This is a genomic window from Inquilinus sp. Marseille-Q2685 (assembly GCF_916619195.1).
Classification (GTDB): domain Bacteria; phylum Pseudomonadota; class Alphaproteobacteria; order DSM-16000; family Inquilinaceae; genus Inquilinus.
In genome coordinates, this window is the sequence record NZ_CAKAKL010000010.1 from 43,554 (window position 1) to 59,502 (window position 15,949).

Here is a 15,949-nt window from a genome sequence, read left to right on the forward strand (position 1 = left end):
TCATAAGCCAATTTGAACGGGAGCGCCTCGCGCTTCCCGTTCAAATCATCCGGCTCTAGCGCCGGAAGCCGTCGGGCCGCGGCCCTTCCGAGCGGCGGCCGGACACCACCCCGGGCTTGACCCAGTCGAGCCGCAGCCCGGCGGGAGCGCCCCGGCGGTGCTGGCGGCGGGCCCGGCCCGCGCCGATCCGCCGGCTCTCCTCCTGCAGCCGCAGGGGAACCGGGTCGCGGCCGGCCCCGTCGGGCGGCGACGCCAGCCGCCGCCGCCAGGCCTGGCGCTCCTCATGCGACGGCGGCGGCACCATCGGATAGGCCGCGGGCAATCCCCAGCGCTGGCGATACTGGTCCGGGCTGAGCCCGTGCGCCGTGTCGAGGTGGCGGCCGAGGTCGCGGCAGACCCGGCCGTCCTCGAGGCAGATCAGGAAGCCGAGCCCGATGGTCTCCGGCAGCGGCACCGGCGGCATCCGCTGCGGCTCGGCGGCGTGGGGGATCTTCCGCGCCCGGGCGCGCGGCGGTTCGGACAGATCGTCGAACGCCGCCAGGATTTTCCGGATCAGCGTGGGATCCTCGGGCGCGGCTGCGGGCTGGCGTGACCGGAAGGCCCGCGCGATCTGGGCTGCGAAGTCCCGGTGATGCGACAGCGACCGCCGCAGATCCATGTCCATCCCGATCTGCTTCCGGCTCGCCTCATCAAGCTGGTCAACTCGCATTCGTTCGTCCCTCTGACGCACAGCTCCGAGGCCGGCCGGGCACACCGGAATCGCTGTCGGCAAAGGCTCGCGAAGGCGCTGTCCCCACCAACCCCACGATTCCATGGCCGGCCAGCCGACCGACATGGTTTCCCCCTCCCTGAATACCCTGTCTTGATTGCGACGCGGCCGCGCATACCTGGATATTCTACGATCCGAATCGCGAAATCAGCGTATCAGCAAGCGCGCGACAGGTTAATCCTTAAAAACTATTGCGGAAGTCCATTTTAAGTGAAATCGGCCGCCTTGAGCCCTGCCGTCGGTCTGACGCGAAGAGGCGGCCGGATGTTCCGCGCCCCTGGAATCCTCCCGGATTCCCGATATCCGAGCCTCTCCGAAGATTCGTCATCGCGGGTATCGTGAAAATATGCGGAGATTTCGATGCAAACGCTCGCGAGATCTGGCCACGATCCGCCGAATAGGCCGCGGCAGGCGCCGCCCGGACGGGCCGCAGCCCGGTCCTACAACCCACGGATTGCAGTGTCGCCGGCGATCGACAGGGAATCGAGACGATCTCCCCGGCCGTCCCGCCCCCGAAAACCGGCATTTATGCCGCAGGCACTATATCGCGGCAGCCTTGCGTTATCATCTTGCGGAAATCGCACGAAACATCCTAAAATTGAAACTAGATTCTTTGCCATCCAGTGGAGGGAGGCGATTCGAATCCTTCGGCGGCCGCATTTTAACCGCGCCACGCCGACCCGGACGGATCGCTAACTAAGAAAGAGCGCCATGCCCCGCCCAAGCGAAACCGAGATCCTGAGGTTCACCAAAGAAATCGTCGTCGCCCACGTGTCCCGCAACACGCTCGACAGCGAAAGCCTGCTCGACCTGATCCGGAACGTCTACACCACCCTCAGCTCGACCCAGGGCCCGGCGGCCGAGGGCGAGATCGAGGGCGAGGCTGACCGTGCCGAGGCAAGCGGCGACGGTGCGGCCGAGGCCGGCCAGGACGTGACCGAGACGCATGCGGCGCCTCCGGTCCCGGCCGTGCCGATCGAGGAATCGGTCACCCCGGACTACATCGTCTGCCTGGAGGACGGCCGCCGCTTCAAGACCATGAAGCGCTGGCTGCGGGCGACCTACGGGCTGAGCCCGGAGCAGCACAAGGAGCGCTGGGGCCTGCCGGCGGACTATCCGCTGACCGCGCCGAACTACACCAAGGCGAAATCGGCCGACGCCAAGCGCCAGGGCCTTGGCTCCGGCCGCCCCGCCCGCGTGGCCCGCGCCAGCCGGCCCGGCCGCCAGCGGATCGCGCGCCCGAGCGAGCAGAAGACCAAGCGCTGAGCCTGCGCACCGGCCGCTGCGGGACGCGGCCGGACCGGGATCGAGCGCTTCGGACGGCATGCGCCTGAGCGCCGGCCGGCGTGACCGTGCCCGGCACGGAGTTCGGACTCGACAGAACCGCGCTTTGTTCTATATTCGTTCCAAGTCGTTCACCACGACCTGGACCGTCATGGGGCATATCCAGCAACTGGCTTTCGCGCTCGGGCCGATCGAGACCAAGCCGGCCGCGCCGGCGCGGCCCCGCGCTGCCGGACGACCGGCGAGGGCGGCGGCGCCATCGGCGCAGCCGCTGCTGCCGGACGTCCCTGCCGCCCTCGCCGCAGCAACCGCTCCGGCGGTCGCTGCCGCCCCTGCCGCCCCGGCCCGGGCATCGCCCCCCTTACCCGTCGCGGACGGGCCGGCTTCCGGCTCGATGCCCGGCGCTCCGGCGCCCCTGGTCGTCGAAAGGCCGCTGTCCGACGACGCGGCGCCGTCGCCGGTCAAGGCGGCCCTTTATCTGGTGATCGGCTTCGCGCGGGGGCGCGAGCGGCGGCGCGGGTGGCAGCGCCTGACGGAACAGGGCTTCGCCAGCCGGCGCCTGGCCGAGGAGCACGCGGCGCGGCTGCTGGCGCGCGGCCGCGCCGATGGCGCCCTCCTGGCCCGGCAGGAGCTCACGGCCGACATGGATGCAGCGGAGGAGCCGGTGCTTCTGGCGCGCTTCGGTGACCTGCCGGCCGAGTTGCTGGAGGGCTGACGCAGGAAGGGCGCCGCAAGGGCGCCCTTGTCTGTCGCAAGATTGGCGCTCGTGCCGGTCAGTGCACGCCGCTCAGTTGCCGCAGGCTCTGCCGCGCCCGCCCCAGGCGGGACCGGATGGTGCCGACCGGCACGCCGAGCGCGTCCGCCGCCTCGTCATAGGAGGCGCCGCCCACCGCCACGACCTCGAGCACCTCGCGGTGGTCATGGCTGAGCCGCGACCAGGAGTCCTGAATGCGGGCGATCTCCACCCTCTGCTCCTGGTTGACCGGGACCGCGATCTCGCACTCCTCCACCGGGAACTGGCCGGCGGCGCGATTGGCGGGCCCGACGAATTTCGACAGGAAGATCCGGCGCATCATCACCACCAGCCAGGCCATCAGATTGGTGCCGGGCTGCCAGAGATGGAACTTGCAGTAGGCCCGCATCAGCGTTTCCTGCAGCAGGTCCTCCGCATCCACCGGATCGCGGGTCAACGAGGCCGCATAGCGCCGGAGGTCCGGCATCCGCGGCGACACCAGGGACGTGAAGTTGGCGGACGGGTCGATCCTGTTCGTCATTCTCCCACCCTTTCCTGCCCGGCCGCCGCCGGCGGCGGGCAAAGTCTCTCCGTCTCCGGAATCGAGGCCCAACCCCTCCTCCGGATGATGCGCAATGATCAGACGATCGATTGCCTCTTCGGCGTGAACTGGTGATGAAACGCCCAACTACTTTCCATGTTCCGACAAATTTCTGCCGAAAAATCGCCTTGCCCTCCGGTATCCATCGGCGCCGCATCCTCCGGCACGCTGCATATCGCCGTTTCGCTTCGCCGTCTCTAACATTTGATAAGAGAAAAAATAGTTCATCAAGTCAGACGATTACATCATTTGATATACAGCATACTGCGGTCGACACGAAAGGAAGGCCGCCGTACTTGACCCGAAGGAGACGCGGGATCGGTCCCGGCGATGGTTGAAAGCAGACGTCGCGGCACGGCTGCATAACCGCGTCCTGCGCCGGCGGAAGCACTCGCAGCCGATTGAGCTTCGGGCCGTAAACAATCGTCAGACAAAGGGATTCCGGCTTCCGCAGCCCCGGCCGCTTGGCGTATGGAGTCGATACGCCGCCGGGCCGCTTGGCTCGGCTGGACCGTCGAGGTTCGGGCCTGGCCCCACCAAGATCCGCCGCGTTCGACGGCGGAGAATGCCTGCGCGTTCGCGCGGGCGTCGAACAGGAGAAGGCATAGGGAATGCTCAAGACGTATCTGACGGCGACGGCGGCGAGCCTTCTGGCGCTCACGGCCGCGGCCTATGCCCCCTCCGCGGCCGCGCAGGCCAAGGAGGAGGTCGAGGTGATGCACTGGTGGACCTCCGGCGGCGAGGCGGCCGCCCTCAACGTCCTGAAGGAGCAGTTGCAGAAGGAAGGCGTGTCCTGGAAGGATGCGCCGGTGGCCGGCGGCGGCGGCGATGCGGCGATGACCGCGCTGCGGGCGCGGGTGACGGCCGGCGACAAGCCGACTTCGGTGCAGCTTCTCGGCCTGTCGGTTCACGACTGGGCGGCGGAAGGCGTGCTGGCCGACCTGACCCCGCTGGCGGAGAAGGAGCATTGGGCCGACCATATCCCGCCGGCCATCCAGGCCTTCTCGACCTATGAGGGCAAGTGGGTCGCGGCTCCGGTCAACATTCACCGCACCAACTGGCTGTGGATCAACAAGAAGCTGCTCGACAAGGTCGGCGGCAAGGCGCCGACCAACTGGGACGAGTTCCAGGCCCTGGCCAAGCAGTTCAAGGACGCCGGCGTTACGCCGCTGGCCCATGGCGGCCAGCCCTGGCAGGAATCGACCACCTTCGACGCCATCGTGGTCGCCGTCGGCGGCAACGACTTCTACAGACAAGCCTTCGTCGACCTCGACCCCGAGGCACTGGGCAGCGACACCATGCAGAAGGCGTTCGACCAGCTGCGTGTGCTGCGCGGCTGGGTCGACCCGAACTTCTCCGGCCGCGACTGGAACCTGGCCTCGGCCATGGTGATCAACGGCGAGGCCGGCATGCAGGTGATGGGCGACTGGGCCAAGGGCGAATTCATCAAGGCCGGGCTGAAGCCGGGCGTGGACATCGTCTGCGTGCCCTATCCGGGCAGCGAGAAGGCGTTCCTGTTCAACGCCGACCAGTTCGCCATGTTCAGCCTGGACGACAAGGCCCGGCAGGACGCGCAGCTGAAGCTGGCCAGCGCCATCGAGAGCCCGAGCTTCCAGGAGAGCTTCAACCTGGTGAAGGGGTCGATCCCGGCCAACACCCAGGTGAAGCCGGACAAGTTCGACAGCTGCGGCCAGAAGTCGATGGCCGACCGCGATGCCTTCAAGGACACCGGCGGCATGCTGCCGAGCCTGGCGCACGGCCACGCCGCCTCGGCCGCGGTCAAGGGCGCGATCTACGACGTCGTCACCAACTTCTTCAACTCGAACCAGTCTTCCGCCGACGCGGCGAAGGCCCTGGTCGACGCGGTGGCGCTCGCCAAGTAACCCGCGCGCGGGGGCCGGCCGCCAGCCCCCGCCGCTTTTTCGCCCCTGCACATCCGAGGGCCTGCCGATGGCCGTGATCTCCGAGCCCGCAGCCGCGGGCCGCCGATCCCCATTCGATTGGCTCCAGACGATCCTGCCCAAGCTCGTTCTGGCGCCGTCCTTCGCCGTGACCATCGTCTGCGTCTACGGCTTCATCCTGTTCACGCTGTATCTGTCGATGACCAACTCGACGATGATGCCGCGTCTCGACAGCTGGGCCGGCCTCGTCCAGTACGAGAAGCTGTGGTCCGACCCGAAATGGACCATCTCGCTGGTCAACCTGGCGATCTACGGCGTGCTCTACATCGGCATCAGCACCGCGATCGGCCTGCTGCTGGCGATCCTGCTGGACCAGCGGATCCGGATCGAGGGGGCGCTGCGCACCATCTACCTGTACCCGATGGCGATCTCCTTCATCGTCACCGGCACCGCCTGGAAGTGGATCCTCAACCCCGGACTCGGCCTCGACAAGCTGATGCACGACCTGGGCTGGACCGGCTTCACCTTCGACTGGCTGATCAACGGCGACATGGCGATCTACACCGTCGTCATCGCCGGCGTCTGGCAGTCCTCCGGCTTCGTCATGGCGATGTTCCTGGCGGGGCTGCGCGGGGTGGACAGCGACATCCTGAAGGCGGCCGCGATCGATGGCGCCACCCTGCCGCAGACCTACCGGCGGATCATCATCCCGCTGATGCGGCCGGTGTTCCTGTCGGCCTTCGTGGTCTCGGCCCATCTGGCGATCAAGAGCTTCGACCTGGTGATGGCGCTGACGGCGGGCGGCCCCGGCACCTCGACCTGGATGCCGGCCTTGTACATGTACAACCTGACCTTCACCCGCAACCAGATGGGGCTGGGCGCCGCCAGCGCCGTGATCATGCTGGCCACGATCAGCGCGATCATCGTGCCCTATCTCTATTCCGAGCTGCGGGGTGCCCGCCGTGACTGATGCCGCATTGATGGTGCCCGGCCCGCGCTCGGGCCTGTCGGTGGCGCTGCGCTGGGGGCTCTTCGCCACCCTCGGCGTGTTCGCGCTGATCTACCTGTTCCCGCTCTTCGTCATGATCGTCACCTCGCTGAAGACGCTGGACGAGGTGCGCGCCGGCAACCTGCTGTCGCTGCCGCAGCAGCCGACCGTGGAGCCCTGGGTCAGCGCCTGGAGCACCACCTGCGTCGGCCTGACCTGCGAGGGGCTGAAGGGCTATTTCCTGAACTCGATCCTGATGACGGTGCCGGCGGTCGCGATCTCGGCCGTGCTCGGCGCGCTGAACGGCTACGTCCTGACCAAGTGGCGGTTCCGCGGCGACGGCATCGTCTTCGCCCTGATCCTGTTCGGCTGCTTCATCCCGTTCCAGATCGTGCTGCTGCCGATGGCCCGGACGCTGGGCTTCCTGGGCCTCGCCTCCTCCACACCCGGGCTGATCTTCGTCCATGTGGTGTACGGGCTGTGCTTCACCACGCTGTTCTTCCGCAACTACTACGCCGCCTTCCCGAACGACCTGGTGAAGTCGGCGATGATCGACGGCGCCGGCTTCTTCCGCATCTTCTGGCGGATCCTGCTGCCGAACTCGATCCCGATCATCGTGGTGACGGTGATCTGGCAGTTCACCAATATCTGGAACGACTTCCTGTTCGGCGTGTCCTTCGCCGGCGGCGGCACCGCCATGCCGGTGACCGTGGCGCTGAACAACATCGTCAACAGCTCGACCGGGGTGAAGGAATACAACGTCCACATGGCCGCGGCGATCATCGCCGCGCTGCCGACGCTCGTCGTCTATGTGCTCGCCGGCCGCTATTTCGTGCGCGGCCTGATGGCGGGCGCGGTGAAGGGATAACCGCACCATGGCCTCTCTCACGATCCAGAACGTGATCAAGCGCTACGGCGCGATCGAGATCCTGAAAGGGATCAATATCGACATCGACGACGGCGAGTTCCTGGTGCTGGTCGGCCCGTCCGGCTGCGGCAAGTCCACGCTCTTGAACATGATCGCCGGGCTCGACAGCATCTCGGACGGCACCATCGCCATCGACGGCCGGCGGGTGAACGAACTGCACCCGAAGGACCGCGACATTGCCATGGTGTTCCAGTCCTACGCGCTGTACCCGAACATGTCGGTCGAGCAGAACATCGGCTTCGGCCTGGAGATGCGCGGCGTGCCGAAGGAGGAGCGGGCGAAGGCGATCGCCGACGTCGCCCGTCTGCTGCAGATGGAGCACCTGTTGAAGCGCAAGCCCAGCCAGCTGTCCGGCGGCCAGCGCCAGCGCGTGGCGATGGGCCGGGCGCTGGTGCGCAACCCGAAGGTGTTCCTGTTCGACGAGCCGCTGTCCAACCTGGACGCCAAGCTGCGGGTGGAGATGCGGACCGAGATCAAGAAGCTGCACCAGCGCCTGAAATCGACCATCGTCTACGTCACTCACGACCAGATCGAGGCGATGACCCTGGCCACCCGGATCGCGGTGATGCGGGCGGGCGAGCTGCAGCAGCTGGGCACGCCGCGGGAGATCTACGACCGGCCGGCCAACACCTTCGTCGCCGGCTTCATGGGGTCGCCGCCGATGAACCTGATCAAGGCCAAGGTGGTGGACCACGACGGCGGCCCGCACGCCGCGATCGACCGGATGCACGACGGCGAGATCGTGCTGCCGCTGCCGGCCAATGACGGGCTGCGCGGCGCCGCCGGGCGCGAGATCATCCTGGGCTTGCGGCCGGAGAACATCACCGACCCGCAGGGCGCGGTGACCGGCGCCGGCCCGGTCCTGGAGACCGACTGCCTGATCGAGGTGACGGAGCCGACCGGCCCGGACCTGATCGCGGTGGTCGAGATGGGCGGCAAGGAGGTGCTGGCCCGGCTGCGCCCCGACGCCGAGGCCCGGCCCGGCCAGCGCAGCCGGCTGGTGTTCGACATGGGCAAGGCCGTGGTGTTCGACGCCGGAACGGAAGCACGCATCGCATGACCCTGCGCATCGGACTGATCGGCTACGGCCCCGCCGCGCGGGTGTTCCACGGCCCGCTGATTTCCGCCTGCCGCGGCGCCGAGCTGGCCGCGGTGGCGGTGCGCAGCCCGGAGAGCGTGACGGATGCGCCGCCCGGCCTGCCGGTCGTCAGCGTCGACGCGCTGCTGGCCGATCCGTCGGTCGAGGCGGTGGTGGTGGCGACGCCGAGCGGCAGCCACCACACCGTCGCCCGCCGGGCGCTCCTGGCCGGCAAGCATGTCGTGGTCGACAAGCCGGTCACGGTGACCGCGGCCGAGGCCGACGACCTGATCGCGCTGGCGGCGGAGCGGAAGCGGGTGCTGACCGTGTTCCACAACCGGCGCTGGGACGGCGACTTCCTGGCGTTGCGGGGCCTGATCGACGAGGGCCGGCTGGGCCGGGTTCTGTCCTTCGAATCCAACTACGACCGCTTCCGGCCGACCGTGCGGGCGCGCTGGCGCGAACAGGCGGTGCCGGGATCGGGGCTGCATTACGACCTGGGATCGCACCTGATCGACCAGGCGCTGGTGCTGTTCGGCCGGCCGGATGTCGTGCGGGCCGAGCTGCGCGCCATCCGTCCGGGCGCCGAGGCGGTGGACGACGCCGTCTTCACCCTCGGCTTCGGCCCGGCCCGCGCCTTGCTGCGCTGCCGCATCCTGGTGGCGGAACCCGGGGCGCGGCTGGTGGTGCAGGGGGACCGCGCCACCTTCCGCAAGATGGAGATCGACCCGCAGGAGGACCATCTGCGCGCCGGCACGGCCCAGACCGAGCCGGAGACCGGCTGGCTGACCATGGGGCAGGAGACGGGGAAGCCGGAGCCGCAGCGCCTGGCGATCCCTCCCGGCCGCTACGGCGCCTTCTATGACGGCTTCGCCGCGGCGGTGCGCGACGGCGCCCCGCCGCCGGTCGACCCGCGCGACGGCCGCGACGTGATTCGGGTGATCGAGGCCGCGATCGAAAGCTCCGCCACCGGGCGCGACGTCCGGCTGGACTGGTAGGCTCTCAGCTCGACTGGCGCCGGACCAGGGAGAAGCCGAGGTCGATGATCCGGCTCTCGGCCGGCTCCGTGCTCTTGCCCAGCCGGGCCAGGATCAGCTCGCCGGCGCGGCGGCCCATCTCGTAGGCGGGGATCCGGATCGTGGTCAGGGCCGGCCGCAGTTGCCGGCCGATCTCGAGGTCGCCGAGGCCGACGATGGCGATGCGGCCGGGGACGTCGATCCCGCGCCGCTGGCATTCCAGCAGGCCGCCGACCGCCATCACGTCGGTGGCGAAGAACACGCCGTCGAGGTCCGGGGCGTGGGCCAGCAGCCGGTCGAGCGAGACCCGGCCGGCCTCGATCGACAGGTCGGCCGGGATCTCGGTCTCGGGCGGGGCGGCGCCGGCCTCGGCCAGGGCCTGCGAGAAGCCGGACAGCCGCGCCGCGGCCCGGCTTTCGGCCGCGCCGACGAAGGCGCAGCGCCGCCGGCCGCGTTCGACCAGATGCCGCGCCACCTCCACGCCCGCCGCGACATTCGAGAAGCCGACGGCCATGTCGATCGGGTCGTCCGACAGCTCCCAGGTCTCGACCACCGGGATGCCGTGCCGGCGCAGCAGGACCCGCACCGCCTCGTCCGGCACGGCGCCCACCAGCACCAGCGCGTCCGGCCGGCGGCCGACCAGGGCGCGCACCAGCTGGCGGCGCTTGTCGTCGGAATAGGCGTAGTCGCCGATCACCAGGTGCAGCCCGGCGCCCTCCGCCGCGTCGGCGACGCCGCGCACGGTCTCGGAGAAGACCGAGTTGCCGATGGTCGGCACCAGCACCGCCAGGATGCCGCTGCGGCGCGAGGCCAAGCTGCTGGCCGACAGATTGGGGACGTAGCCCAGCGATTCGACTGCGGCCTGGATCCGCGCCAGCGTCTCCGGCGTCACCTTTCCCTCGCCGCGCAGGGCGCGCGACACCGTCATCGGCGAGGTGCCCGCCAGCGCGGCCACATCCTCGATGCGGGGCTTCCGGCCCGGTTTCGATGCTGTCTCGTCTCGCATGGCGCAGACCTTGAAGCGAAGCCGCTGCGATTGGCAAGCCGGCCGAAGGCGTTGACGACCTTATGCGGTAGCGCTACCATCCTATCACGGTAGCGCTACCGAACCCCAAGGGAGAAAACGCCATGATCAAGGACGAAGAGGTTGCTGCGTATCGCAGGGACGGGGTGGTGGTGATCGAGGACGTGCTGGATTCGGCCCAGCTGGCCGAGGCCCGGCGGGTGGTGGCCGAGTTCATCGAAGGGTCGCGCGCGATCACCGCGCACACCGATGTCTACGACCTGGAGCCGGGGCATACGCCCGAGGCGCCGCGGGTCCGGCGGATCAAGACGCCGCACAGACACCACCCTCTGTTCCGGGACATCGCCCGGTCGCCCCGGCTGGTGGCGATCCTGCAGCGGCTGCTGGGGCCGGGCGTGCGGCTGCACGGGTCGAAGATCAACCTGAAATCGCCGCAGTTCGGGTCGCCGGTCGAATGGCACCAGGACTGGGCCTTCTACCCGCACACCAATGACGACATCCTGGCCGTCGGGGTGATGCTGGACGACTGCACGGTCGAGAACGGGGCGATGCTGGTGCTGCCCGGAACCCATCAGGGCCCGGTCTACGACCATCATTCCGACGGCTATTTCTGCGGCGCCATGGACCCGGAGGCTTGCGGCCTGGATTTCAGCCGCGCGGTGCCGGCGGTCGGCCGCGCCGGGTCGATGAGCTTCCACCATGTCCGCGCCGTGCACGGCTCGGCCCAGAACACCTCGGACAAACCGCGCGCGCTGCTGCTGTACGAGTTCGCCGCGGCCGACGCCTGGCCGCTGATGGGCGTGCCGGACCTGGCGGAATTCGACAGCCGCATCGTGGCGGGCGAGCCGACCATCGCGCCGCGGTTGGCCGATGTGCCGGTGCGCATGCCGCTGCCGCCGGCGCCGCGCCAGGGCTCGATCTACGAGAACCAGAGCACGGCTAGGTCGCGCTACTTCGCGAACAGCAAGTCCGCGGCTTGAGCAAAGCCCGGTCCCGCACGGGGCCGGGCCGCCGAACCATCAATAACCGGCCCAAGCCGGATCGAGGGAGAGGACGCCTTATGGGAAATGCACCCCCGCAGGGGGCGGGCGCGAAGCGCCCGCTGACCCGGGTCATGTTCGCCGCGGCCGTGGGCTCGGCGTTGGAATGGTACGACTTCTTCATCTACGGCACCGCCGCCGCCCTGGTGTTCGGCGAGCTGTTCTTCCCGAAATTCGACCCCAGTACCGGCATGCTGGTGTCGCTGGCGACCTTCGGCGTGGGCTTCCTGGCCCGGCCCTTCGGCGGCCTGCTGTTCGGCCATATCGGCGACCGCTGGGGGCGAAAGCCGGTGCTGGTCATCACCATCCTGATGGTGGGCGGCAGCACCTTTCTGATCGGCCTGTTGCCGACCTACGACCAGATCGGGCTGTGGGCGCCGATGCTGCTGGTGCTGATGCGCCTGCTGCAGGGGCTGGGGGCCGGTGCCGAATATGGCGGCGCGGTGCTGCTGGCGGTGGAATACGCGCCGGACGGGCGGCGCGGCTTCTTCGGCAGCTTCGCGCCGATGGGCGTGACCATCGGCAACCTGCTGGCGGCCGGCGTGTTCGGGCTGGTCACCCTGCTGCCGCAGGAGGACCTGCTGGCCTGGGGCTGGCGCATCCCGTTCCTGGTCAGCCTGCTGCTGCTGGCGTTCGGCGTGTTCATCCGCATGCGGATCGACGAGACGCCAGTCTTCGCTGAGACGCAGGAGCGGCAGCCGCCGATCCGGGCGCCGGCCCTGGCCGCGCTGCGCCGCCACCCGCGCAACTTCGCCGTCGTGGTCGGGGCGCGGATGGCCGAGAATGGCCTGGGCTACCTGTTCCCGGTGTTCGGCCTGAGCTACATCATCAACACCCTGCACCTGCCGCGCGACGTGGCGCTGCTGGGCGTGTTCGGCGGCAACTTCGCCGAGATCTTCGGCATCCTGTTCTTCGGCTGGCTGTCGGACAAGGTCGGGCGGCGGCCGGTCTATATGGGCGGGGCGCTGTTCTCGGCGGTGATCGCCGTGCCCTTCTTCATGATGCTGAACACCGGCGACACCACCGCCATCCTGCTGGCCTTCGTGCTGATCATGGGCATCGGCGGCGGCGCCATGTTCGGGCCGCAGGCGGCCTATTTCGCCGAGCTGTTCGGGCCGCGGCTGCGCTTCAGCGGCTTCGCCTTCGCGCGGGAGCTGGGGTCGATCCTGGCCGGCGGCCCCGCCCCCGCCCTTTCGGCGATGCTGGTGATCTGGTTCGACGGCGCGCCCTGGGGCGTCGCGCTCTACGTCATCGCGCTGTCGCTGATCACCGTCGCCGCCGTCTGGTGGGGGCCGGAGACCAGCGAGAGCGACCTCAGGGTCGACTATTCGACGGCGGAGGAGCCGCGGCCGGAGCGGGCGCAGGCGGTCCCGGTCCGGCCGATCGCCTAGGCTCAGGCCGCGGCGATCACCTCGATCTCGACCAGCCAGTCCGGCGACAGGGTCTGCGCCACCAGGGCCGTGGTCGGCACCACATGGCCGTCGAGCGCGGCGATGCGGGCCGCCTGGTTGGCCTCAGCATAGGCCGGGTCGCGCAGATAGCTGGTGATCCGCACGATGTTGCGCACCGTCATATCGGCGCCGGCCAGGATGGTGCGGATATTCGACCAGATCAGCTCCAGCTGCTGCTCCAGCGTCGCGCCGGGCATGCCTTGCGCGTCGAGCCCCATCGTGCCGGCGACATAGAGGATCCGGTCCGGCTGCCGCACCTCCAGCGCATGGATGTAGTCGGGCGTCGCCGGGTAGATGCCGTCGGTCGGGTTGTGCGGAACGGTCTGCATGGGTCTCCTCCCCTCGCTTTCATCCTGCATCGCACCGATCGGCGCAGCCCCGCAACCCGCCGCGCTTGACAGCAGGGGAGCCGGCTTCCGACACTCCGCCCCGCCCAAGAGCAAGACCGCGGCGGAGGCTGAAGCATGAGTGAGGAGAGCCGGCTGACCGGCGGGCCGGACTATCGGCCGCTGGACGAGGCATCGATCCGCCCCTATCTGGCCGGCCTGCCCGCGATCCGCGACGTGCTGGGTGGCGACCCGGCCGGCTGGCAGGTGACCGAGGTCGGCGACGGCAACCTGAACCTGGTCTTCATCGTAAAGGGTGCCGCCGGCGGCCTGGTCGTGAAGCAAGCCCTGCCCTATGTCCGGCTGGTCGGCGACAGCTGGCCGCTGCCGCTGGACCGCGCCTGGTACGAATGGCATGCGCTGTCCGAACAGGCGCGGCACGTGCCGCACCTGGTGCCGAAGCTGCACCATTTCGACCCGGCCATGGCGCTGATCGTGATGGAGTGGCTGACGCCGCACATCATCCTGCGCAAGGGGCTGATCGCCGGCACCCGCTATCCGCTGCTGGCCGGCCATATGGCGGAGTTCCTGGCCCAGACGCTGTTCAAGACCTCCGACCTGCACGCCCCGGCCGCCGAGAAGAAGGCGAAGATGGCGCCGTTCTGCGGCAACACCTCTCTCTGCAAGATCACCGAGGACCTGGTCTTCACCGATCCCTACCGGATTGCCGAGCTGAACCGCTGGACCTCACCGCAGCTGGACGGGATCGCCGCCGAGTTCCGCGCCGACGCCGCCGCCAAGGTGGCGGTGCAGGAGCTGAAATGGGCCTTCCTGACCCGGGCCGAGGCGCTGGTGCATGGCGACCTGCACACTGGGTCGATCATGGTGACGGAGACCGACAGCCGCGCCATCGACCCGGAATTCGCCTTCTACGGCCCGATGGGCTTCGATGTCGGTGCCCTGCTGGCCAATTTCTTCCTGGCCTATTTCGCCCAGGAAGGCCACGCCACGGCGGCCGACGACCGTGACGCCTACCGCAGCTGGCTGCTGGTCCAGGCCGAGGCGATCTGGACCGGCTTCGAGAAGCGCTTCCTGGAGCTGTGGCGGGCGGAGAACACGGGCGACGCCTTCAGCCGCGACCTGTTCGCCGACGGCGACGGCGCCCTGGCGCTGGACGCCCACCGCAAGGCGACCATGGCCCGGCTGTTCCGCGACACGGTCGGCTTCGCCGGTGCCAAGATGGTCCGCCGCATCCTGGGGCTGGCGCATGTCGCCGACCTCGAGACCATCGCCGACCCGGACCGGCGCGCCGCCTGCGAGACCAAGGCGCTGCGCCTGGCCCGCGCCTTCCTGGTCGAGCGCGACCGCCTCACCGGCCCGGCCGATCTGCGCCACGCGGCCGAGACCGTCTTCCGCGAGGGTTGAGCCATGAAGATCGACGGCAAGTCCTACCGCACCATCTGGCCGGCCGAGGACGGCTGGCGGGTGGTGATCATCGACCAGACGAAGCTGCCGCACGGCTTCGAGACGGTGGTGCTGGAGAGCGAGGACCAGGCGGCCCACGCCATCCGCAGCATGCAGGTGCGCGGCGCGCCGCTGATCGGCGCCACCGGCGCCTACGGCCTGGCGCTGGCGCTGCGCGCCGACCCGTCCGACGCCGCCCTGGCCGGCGCCTATGACCGCCTGCTGGCCACCCGCCCGACCGCCGTGAACCTGCGCTGGGCGCTCGACGACGTGCGCGGCCGGGTGGCGCCGCTGAAGCCGGCGGAGCGCGCCGCCGCCGCCTATCGCCGCGCCGCCGAGATCTGCGACGACGACGTCGCCACCTGCCGCGCCATCGGCGAGCACGGCCTGGCCGTGTTCCGCGAGGTCTGGGAGAAGAAGGGCCGGCCGGAGCGGCTGAACGTGCTGACCCATTGCAATGCCGGCTGGCTGGCCACGGTCGACTGGGGCACCGCCCTGGCGCCGATCTACATGGCGCATGACAGCGGGGTGCCGGTGCATGTCTGGGTCGACGAGACCCGGCCGCGCAACCAGGGCGCCAGCATCACCGCCTTCGAGCTGGGCCGCCACGGCGTGCCGCACACTGTGATCGCCGACAATGTCGGCGGCCATCTGATGCAGCACGGCATGGTCGACCTGTGCATCGTCGGCACCGACCGCACCACCGCGACCGGCGACGTCTGCAACAAGATCGGCACCTATCTGAAGGCGCTGGCGGCGCATGACAACGGCGTGCCGTTCTATGTCGCCCTGCCCTACACCACGATCGACTGGACCCTGACCGACGGCATCCGCCAGATCGAGATCGAGCAGCGCGATGCGCGCGAGCTGAGCCACATCACCGGCCGCACCGCGGACGGGCGGATCGAGACGGTCGGCATCCTGCCGGAGGGCAGCGCCGCGGCGAACTGGGCCTTCGACGTCACCCCGGCGCGCTATGTCACCGGGCTGATCACCGAGCGCGGCGTCTGCCCCGCCAGCCGGGAGGGTTTGGCCGGGCTGTATCCCGACCGCGCGGCGTAAGGGCCCAACAGCCCGTCAGATCACCGTCCCGGGCAAGCGACCTGTGCTCGCCACGCCTGCCGCCCGGGCAGCCTGACCTGTGCCGAAGGCGAGGTTCGCTCGTCCTTTGATGTGCCGAACCACCGGTCGGCACAATGGCGGAGGCCGTCCGGAATCCGCGATTCTTCCCGCTTCCGGGCGCCGGCCGTGCGCCCGGAAGCGGGAGGTGAAGCCATGATATCGTCATCGGCGAGACCGGCCTTGTCGCGGCGGAGGCCGGCGTCCGACGCCGCGCAGCGCGTTCC

The 15,949-nt window shown here is 69.3% G+C and carries 15 protein-coding genes; 11 read left to right on the top strand and 4 right to left on the bottom strand.

The features are described from left to right. Positions 1-55: 55 nt before the first annotated feature. Positions 56-664 (bottom strand): MucR family transcriptional regulator, encoded by a 609-nt coding sequence (locus LG391_RS30325; protein WP_225772130.1) that lies wholly within the window; start codon positions 662-664, stop codon positions 56-58. An 816-nt stretch (positions 665-1,480) separates the two neighbouring features. Between LG391_RS30325 and LG391_RS30330 the strand changes: the two genes are divergently transcribed. Next, positions 1,481-2,035, top strand: coding sequence for a MucR family transcriptional regulator (locus tag LG391_RS30330; RefSeq protein WP_225772133.1), 555 nt, complete (start codon positions 1,481-1,483; stop codon positions 2,033-2,035). A 58-nt stretch (positions 2,036-2,093) separates the two neighbouring features. Then, positions 2,094-2,768, top strand: coding sequence for a hypothetical protein (locus LG391_RS30335; RefSeq protein ID WP_225772135.1), 675 nt, complete (start codon positions 2,094-2,096; stop codon positions 2,766-2,768). A gap of 58 nt (positions 2,769-2,826) precedes the next feature. On the opposite strand, the gene LG391_RS30340 is transcribed toward LG391_RS30335, so the two are convergent. Continuing rightward, positions 2,827-3,327 (bottom strand): sigma-70 family RNA polymerase sigma factor, encoded by a 501-nt coding sequence (locus LG391_RS30340; protein WP_225772137.1) that lies wholly within the window; start codon positions 3,325-3,327, stop codon positions 2,827-2,829. 671 nt (positions 3,328-3,998) lie between these two features. Here LG391_RS30340 and LG391_RS30345 point away from each other — a divergent pair. The 5 genes from LG391_RS30345 (at position 3,999) to LG391_RS30365 (ending at position 9,280) form a co-directional block, all read left to right on the top strand. Continuing rightward, on the top strand, positions 3,999-5,270 hold the full coding sequence (locus LG391_RS30345; RefSeq protein WP_225772139.1) for an ABC transporter substrate-binding protein: 1,272 nt from the start codon (positions 3,999-4,001) through the stop codon (positions 5,268-5,270). Between the two features lie 76 nt (positions 5,271-5,346). After that, positions 5,347-6,258 (top strand): carbohydrate ABC transporter permease, encoded by a 912-nt coding sequence (locus LG391_RS30350; RefSeq protein ID WP_374200813.1) that lies wholly within the window; start codon positions 5,347-5,349, stop codon positions 6,256-6,258. A gap of 10 nt (positions 6,259-6,268) precedes the next feature. Beyond that, positions 6,269-7,144, top strand: a complete 876-nt coding sequence (locus LG391_RS30355) for a carbohydrate ABC transporter permease (protein WP_225772328.1) — start codon at positions 6,269-6,271, stop codon at positions 7,142-7,144. A 7-nt stretch (positions 7,145-7,151) separates the two neighbouring features. Next, positions 7,152-8,264: an ABC transporter ATP-binding protein gene (locus LG391_RS30360; protein ID WP_225772142.1), complete on the top strand. Its 1,113-nt coding sequence runs from the start codon at positions 7,152-7,154 to the stop codon at positions 8,262-8,264. Next, the gene (locus tag LG391_RS30365; RefSeq protein ID WP_225772144.1) at positions 8,261-9,280 is read left to right on the top strand and encodes a Gfo/Idh/MocA family oxidoreductase; all 1,020 of its coding nucleotides are present in this window, start codon (positions 8,261-8,263) and stop codon (positions 9,278-9,280) included. Before LG391_RS30360 ends, LG391_RS30365 begins: the two co-directional genes overlap by 4 nt. 4 nt (positions 9,281-9,284) lie before the next feature. On the opposite strand, the gene LG391_RS30370 is transcribed toward LG391_RS30365, so the two are convergent. Continuing rightward, positions 9,285-10,253, bottom strand: a complete 969-nt coding sequence (locus LG391_RS30370; protein WP_255646937.1) for a substrate-binding domain-containing protein — start codon at positions 10,251-10,253, stop codon at positions 9,285-9,287. A gap of 173 nt (positions 10,254-10,426) precedes the next feature. Here LG391_RS30370 and LG391_RS30375 point away from each other — a divergent pair, with 173 nt between their 5' ends. Together LG391_RS30375 and LG391_RS30380 are read left to right on the top strand one after the other, a co-directional pair. Next, positions 10,427-11,302 carry a phytanoyl-CoA dioxygenase family protein gene (locus LG391_RS30375; RefSeq protein ID WP_225772147.1) on the top strand — a complete coding sequence of 292 codons (876 nt, stop codon included), beginning with the start codon at positions 10,427-10,429 and terminating at the stop codon, positions 11,300-11,302. A gap of 80 nt (positions 11,303-11,382) precedes the next feature. Next, a complete protein-coding gene (locus LG391_RS30380; RefSeq protein WP_225772149.1) occupies positions 11,383-12,753 on the top strand; it encodes an MFS transporter in 1,371 nt (456 codons plus the stop codon). A 2-nt stretch (positions 12,754-12,755) separates the two neighbouring features. On the opposite strand, the gene LG391_RS30385 is transcribed toward LG391_RS30380, so the two are convergent. Then, positions 12,756-13,142 (bottom strand): RidA family protein, encoded by a 387-nt coding sequence (locus tag LG391_RS30385; protein ID WP_225772151.1) that lies wholly within the window; start codon positions 13,140-13,142, stop codon positions 12,756-12,758. Between the two features lie 135 nt (positions 13,143-13,277). Here LG391_RS30385 and mtnK point away from each other — a divergent pair, with 135 nt between their 5' ends. Both mtnK and mtnA read left to right on the top strand, forming a co-directional pair. Further along, a complete protein-coding gene (gene mtnK, locus LG391_RS30390) occupies positions 13,278-14,564 on the top strand; it encodes an S-methyl-5-thioribose kinase (protein WP_225772153.1) in 1,287 nt (428 codons plus the stop codon). A gap of 3 nt (positions 14,565-14,567) precedes the next feature. Beyond that, positions 14,568-15,665, top strand: a complete 1,098-nt coding sequence (gene mtnA / locus LG391_RS30395; protein WP_225772155.1) for an S-methyl-5-thioribose-1-phosphate isomerase — start codon at positions 14,568-14,570, stop codon at positions 15,663-15,665. Positions 15,666-15,949 lie beyond the last annotated feature (284 nt).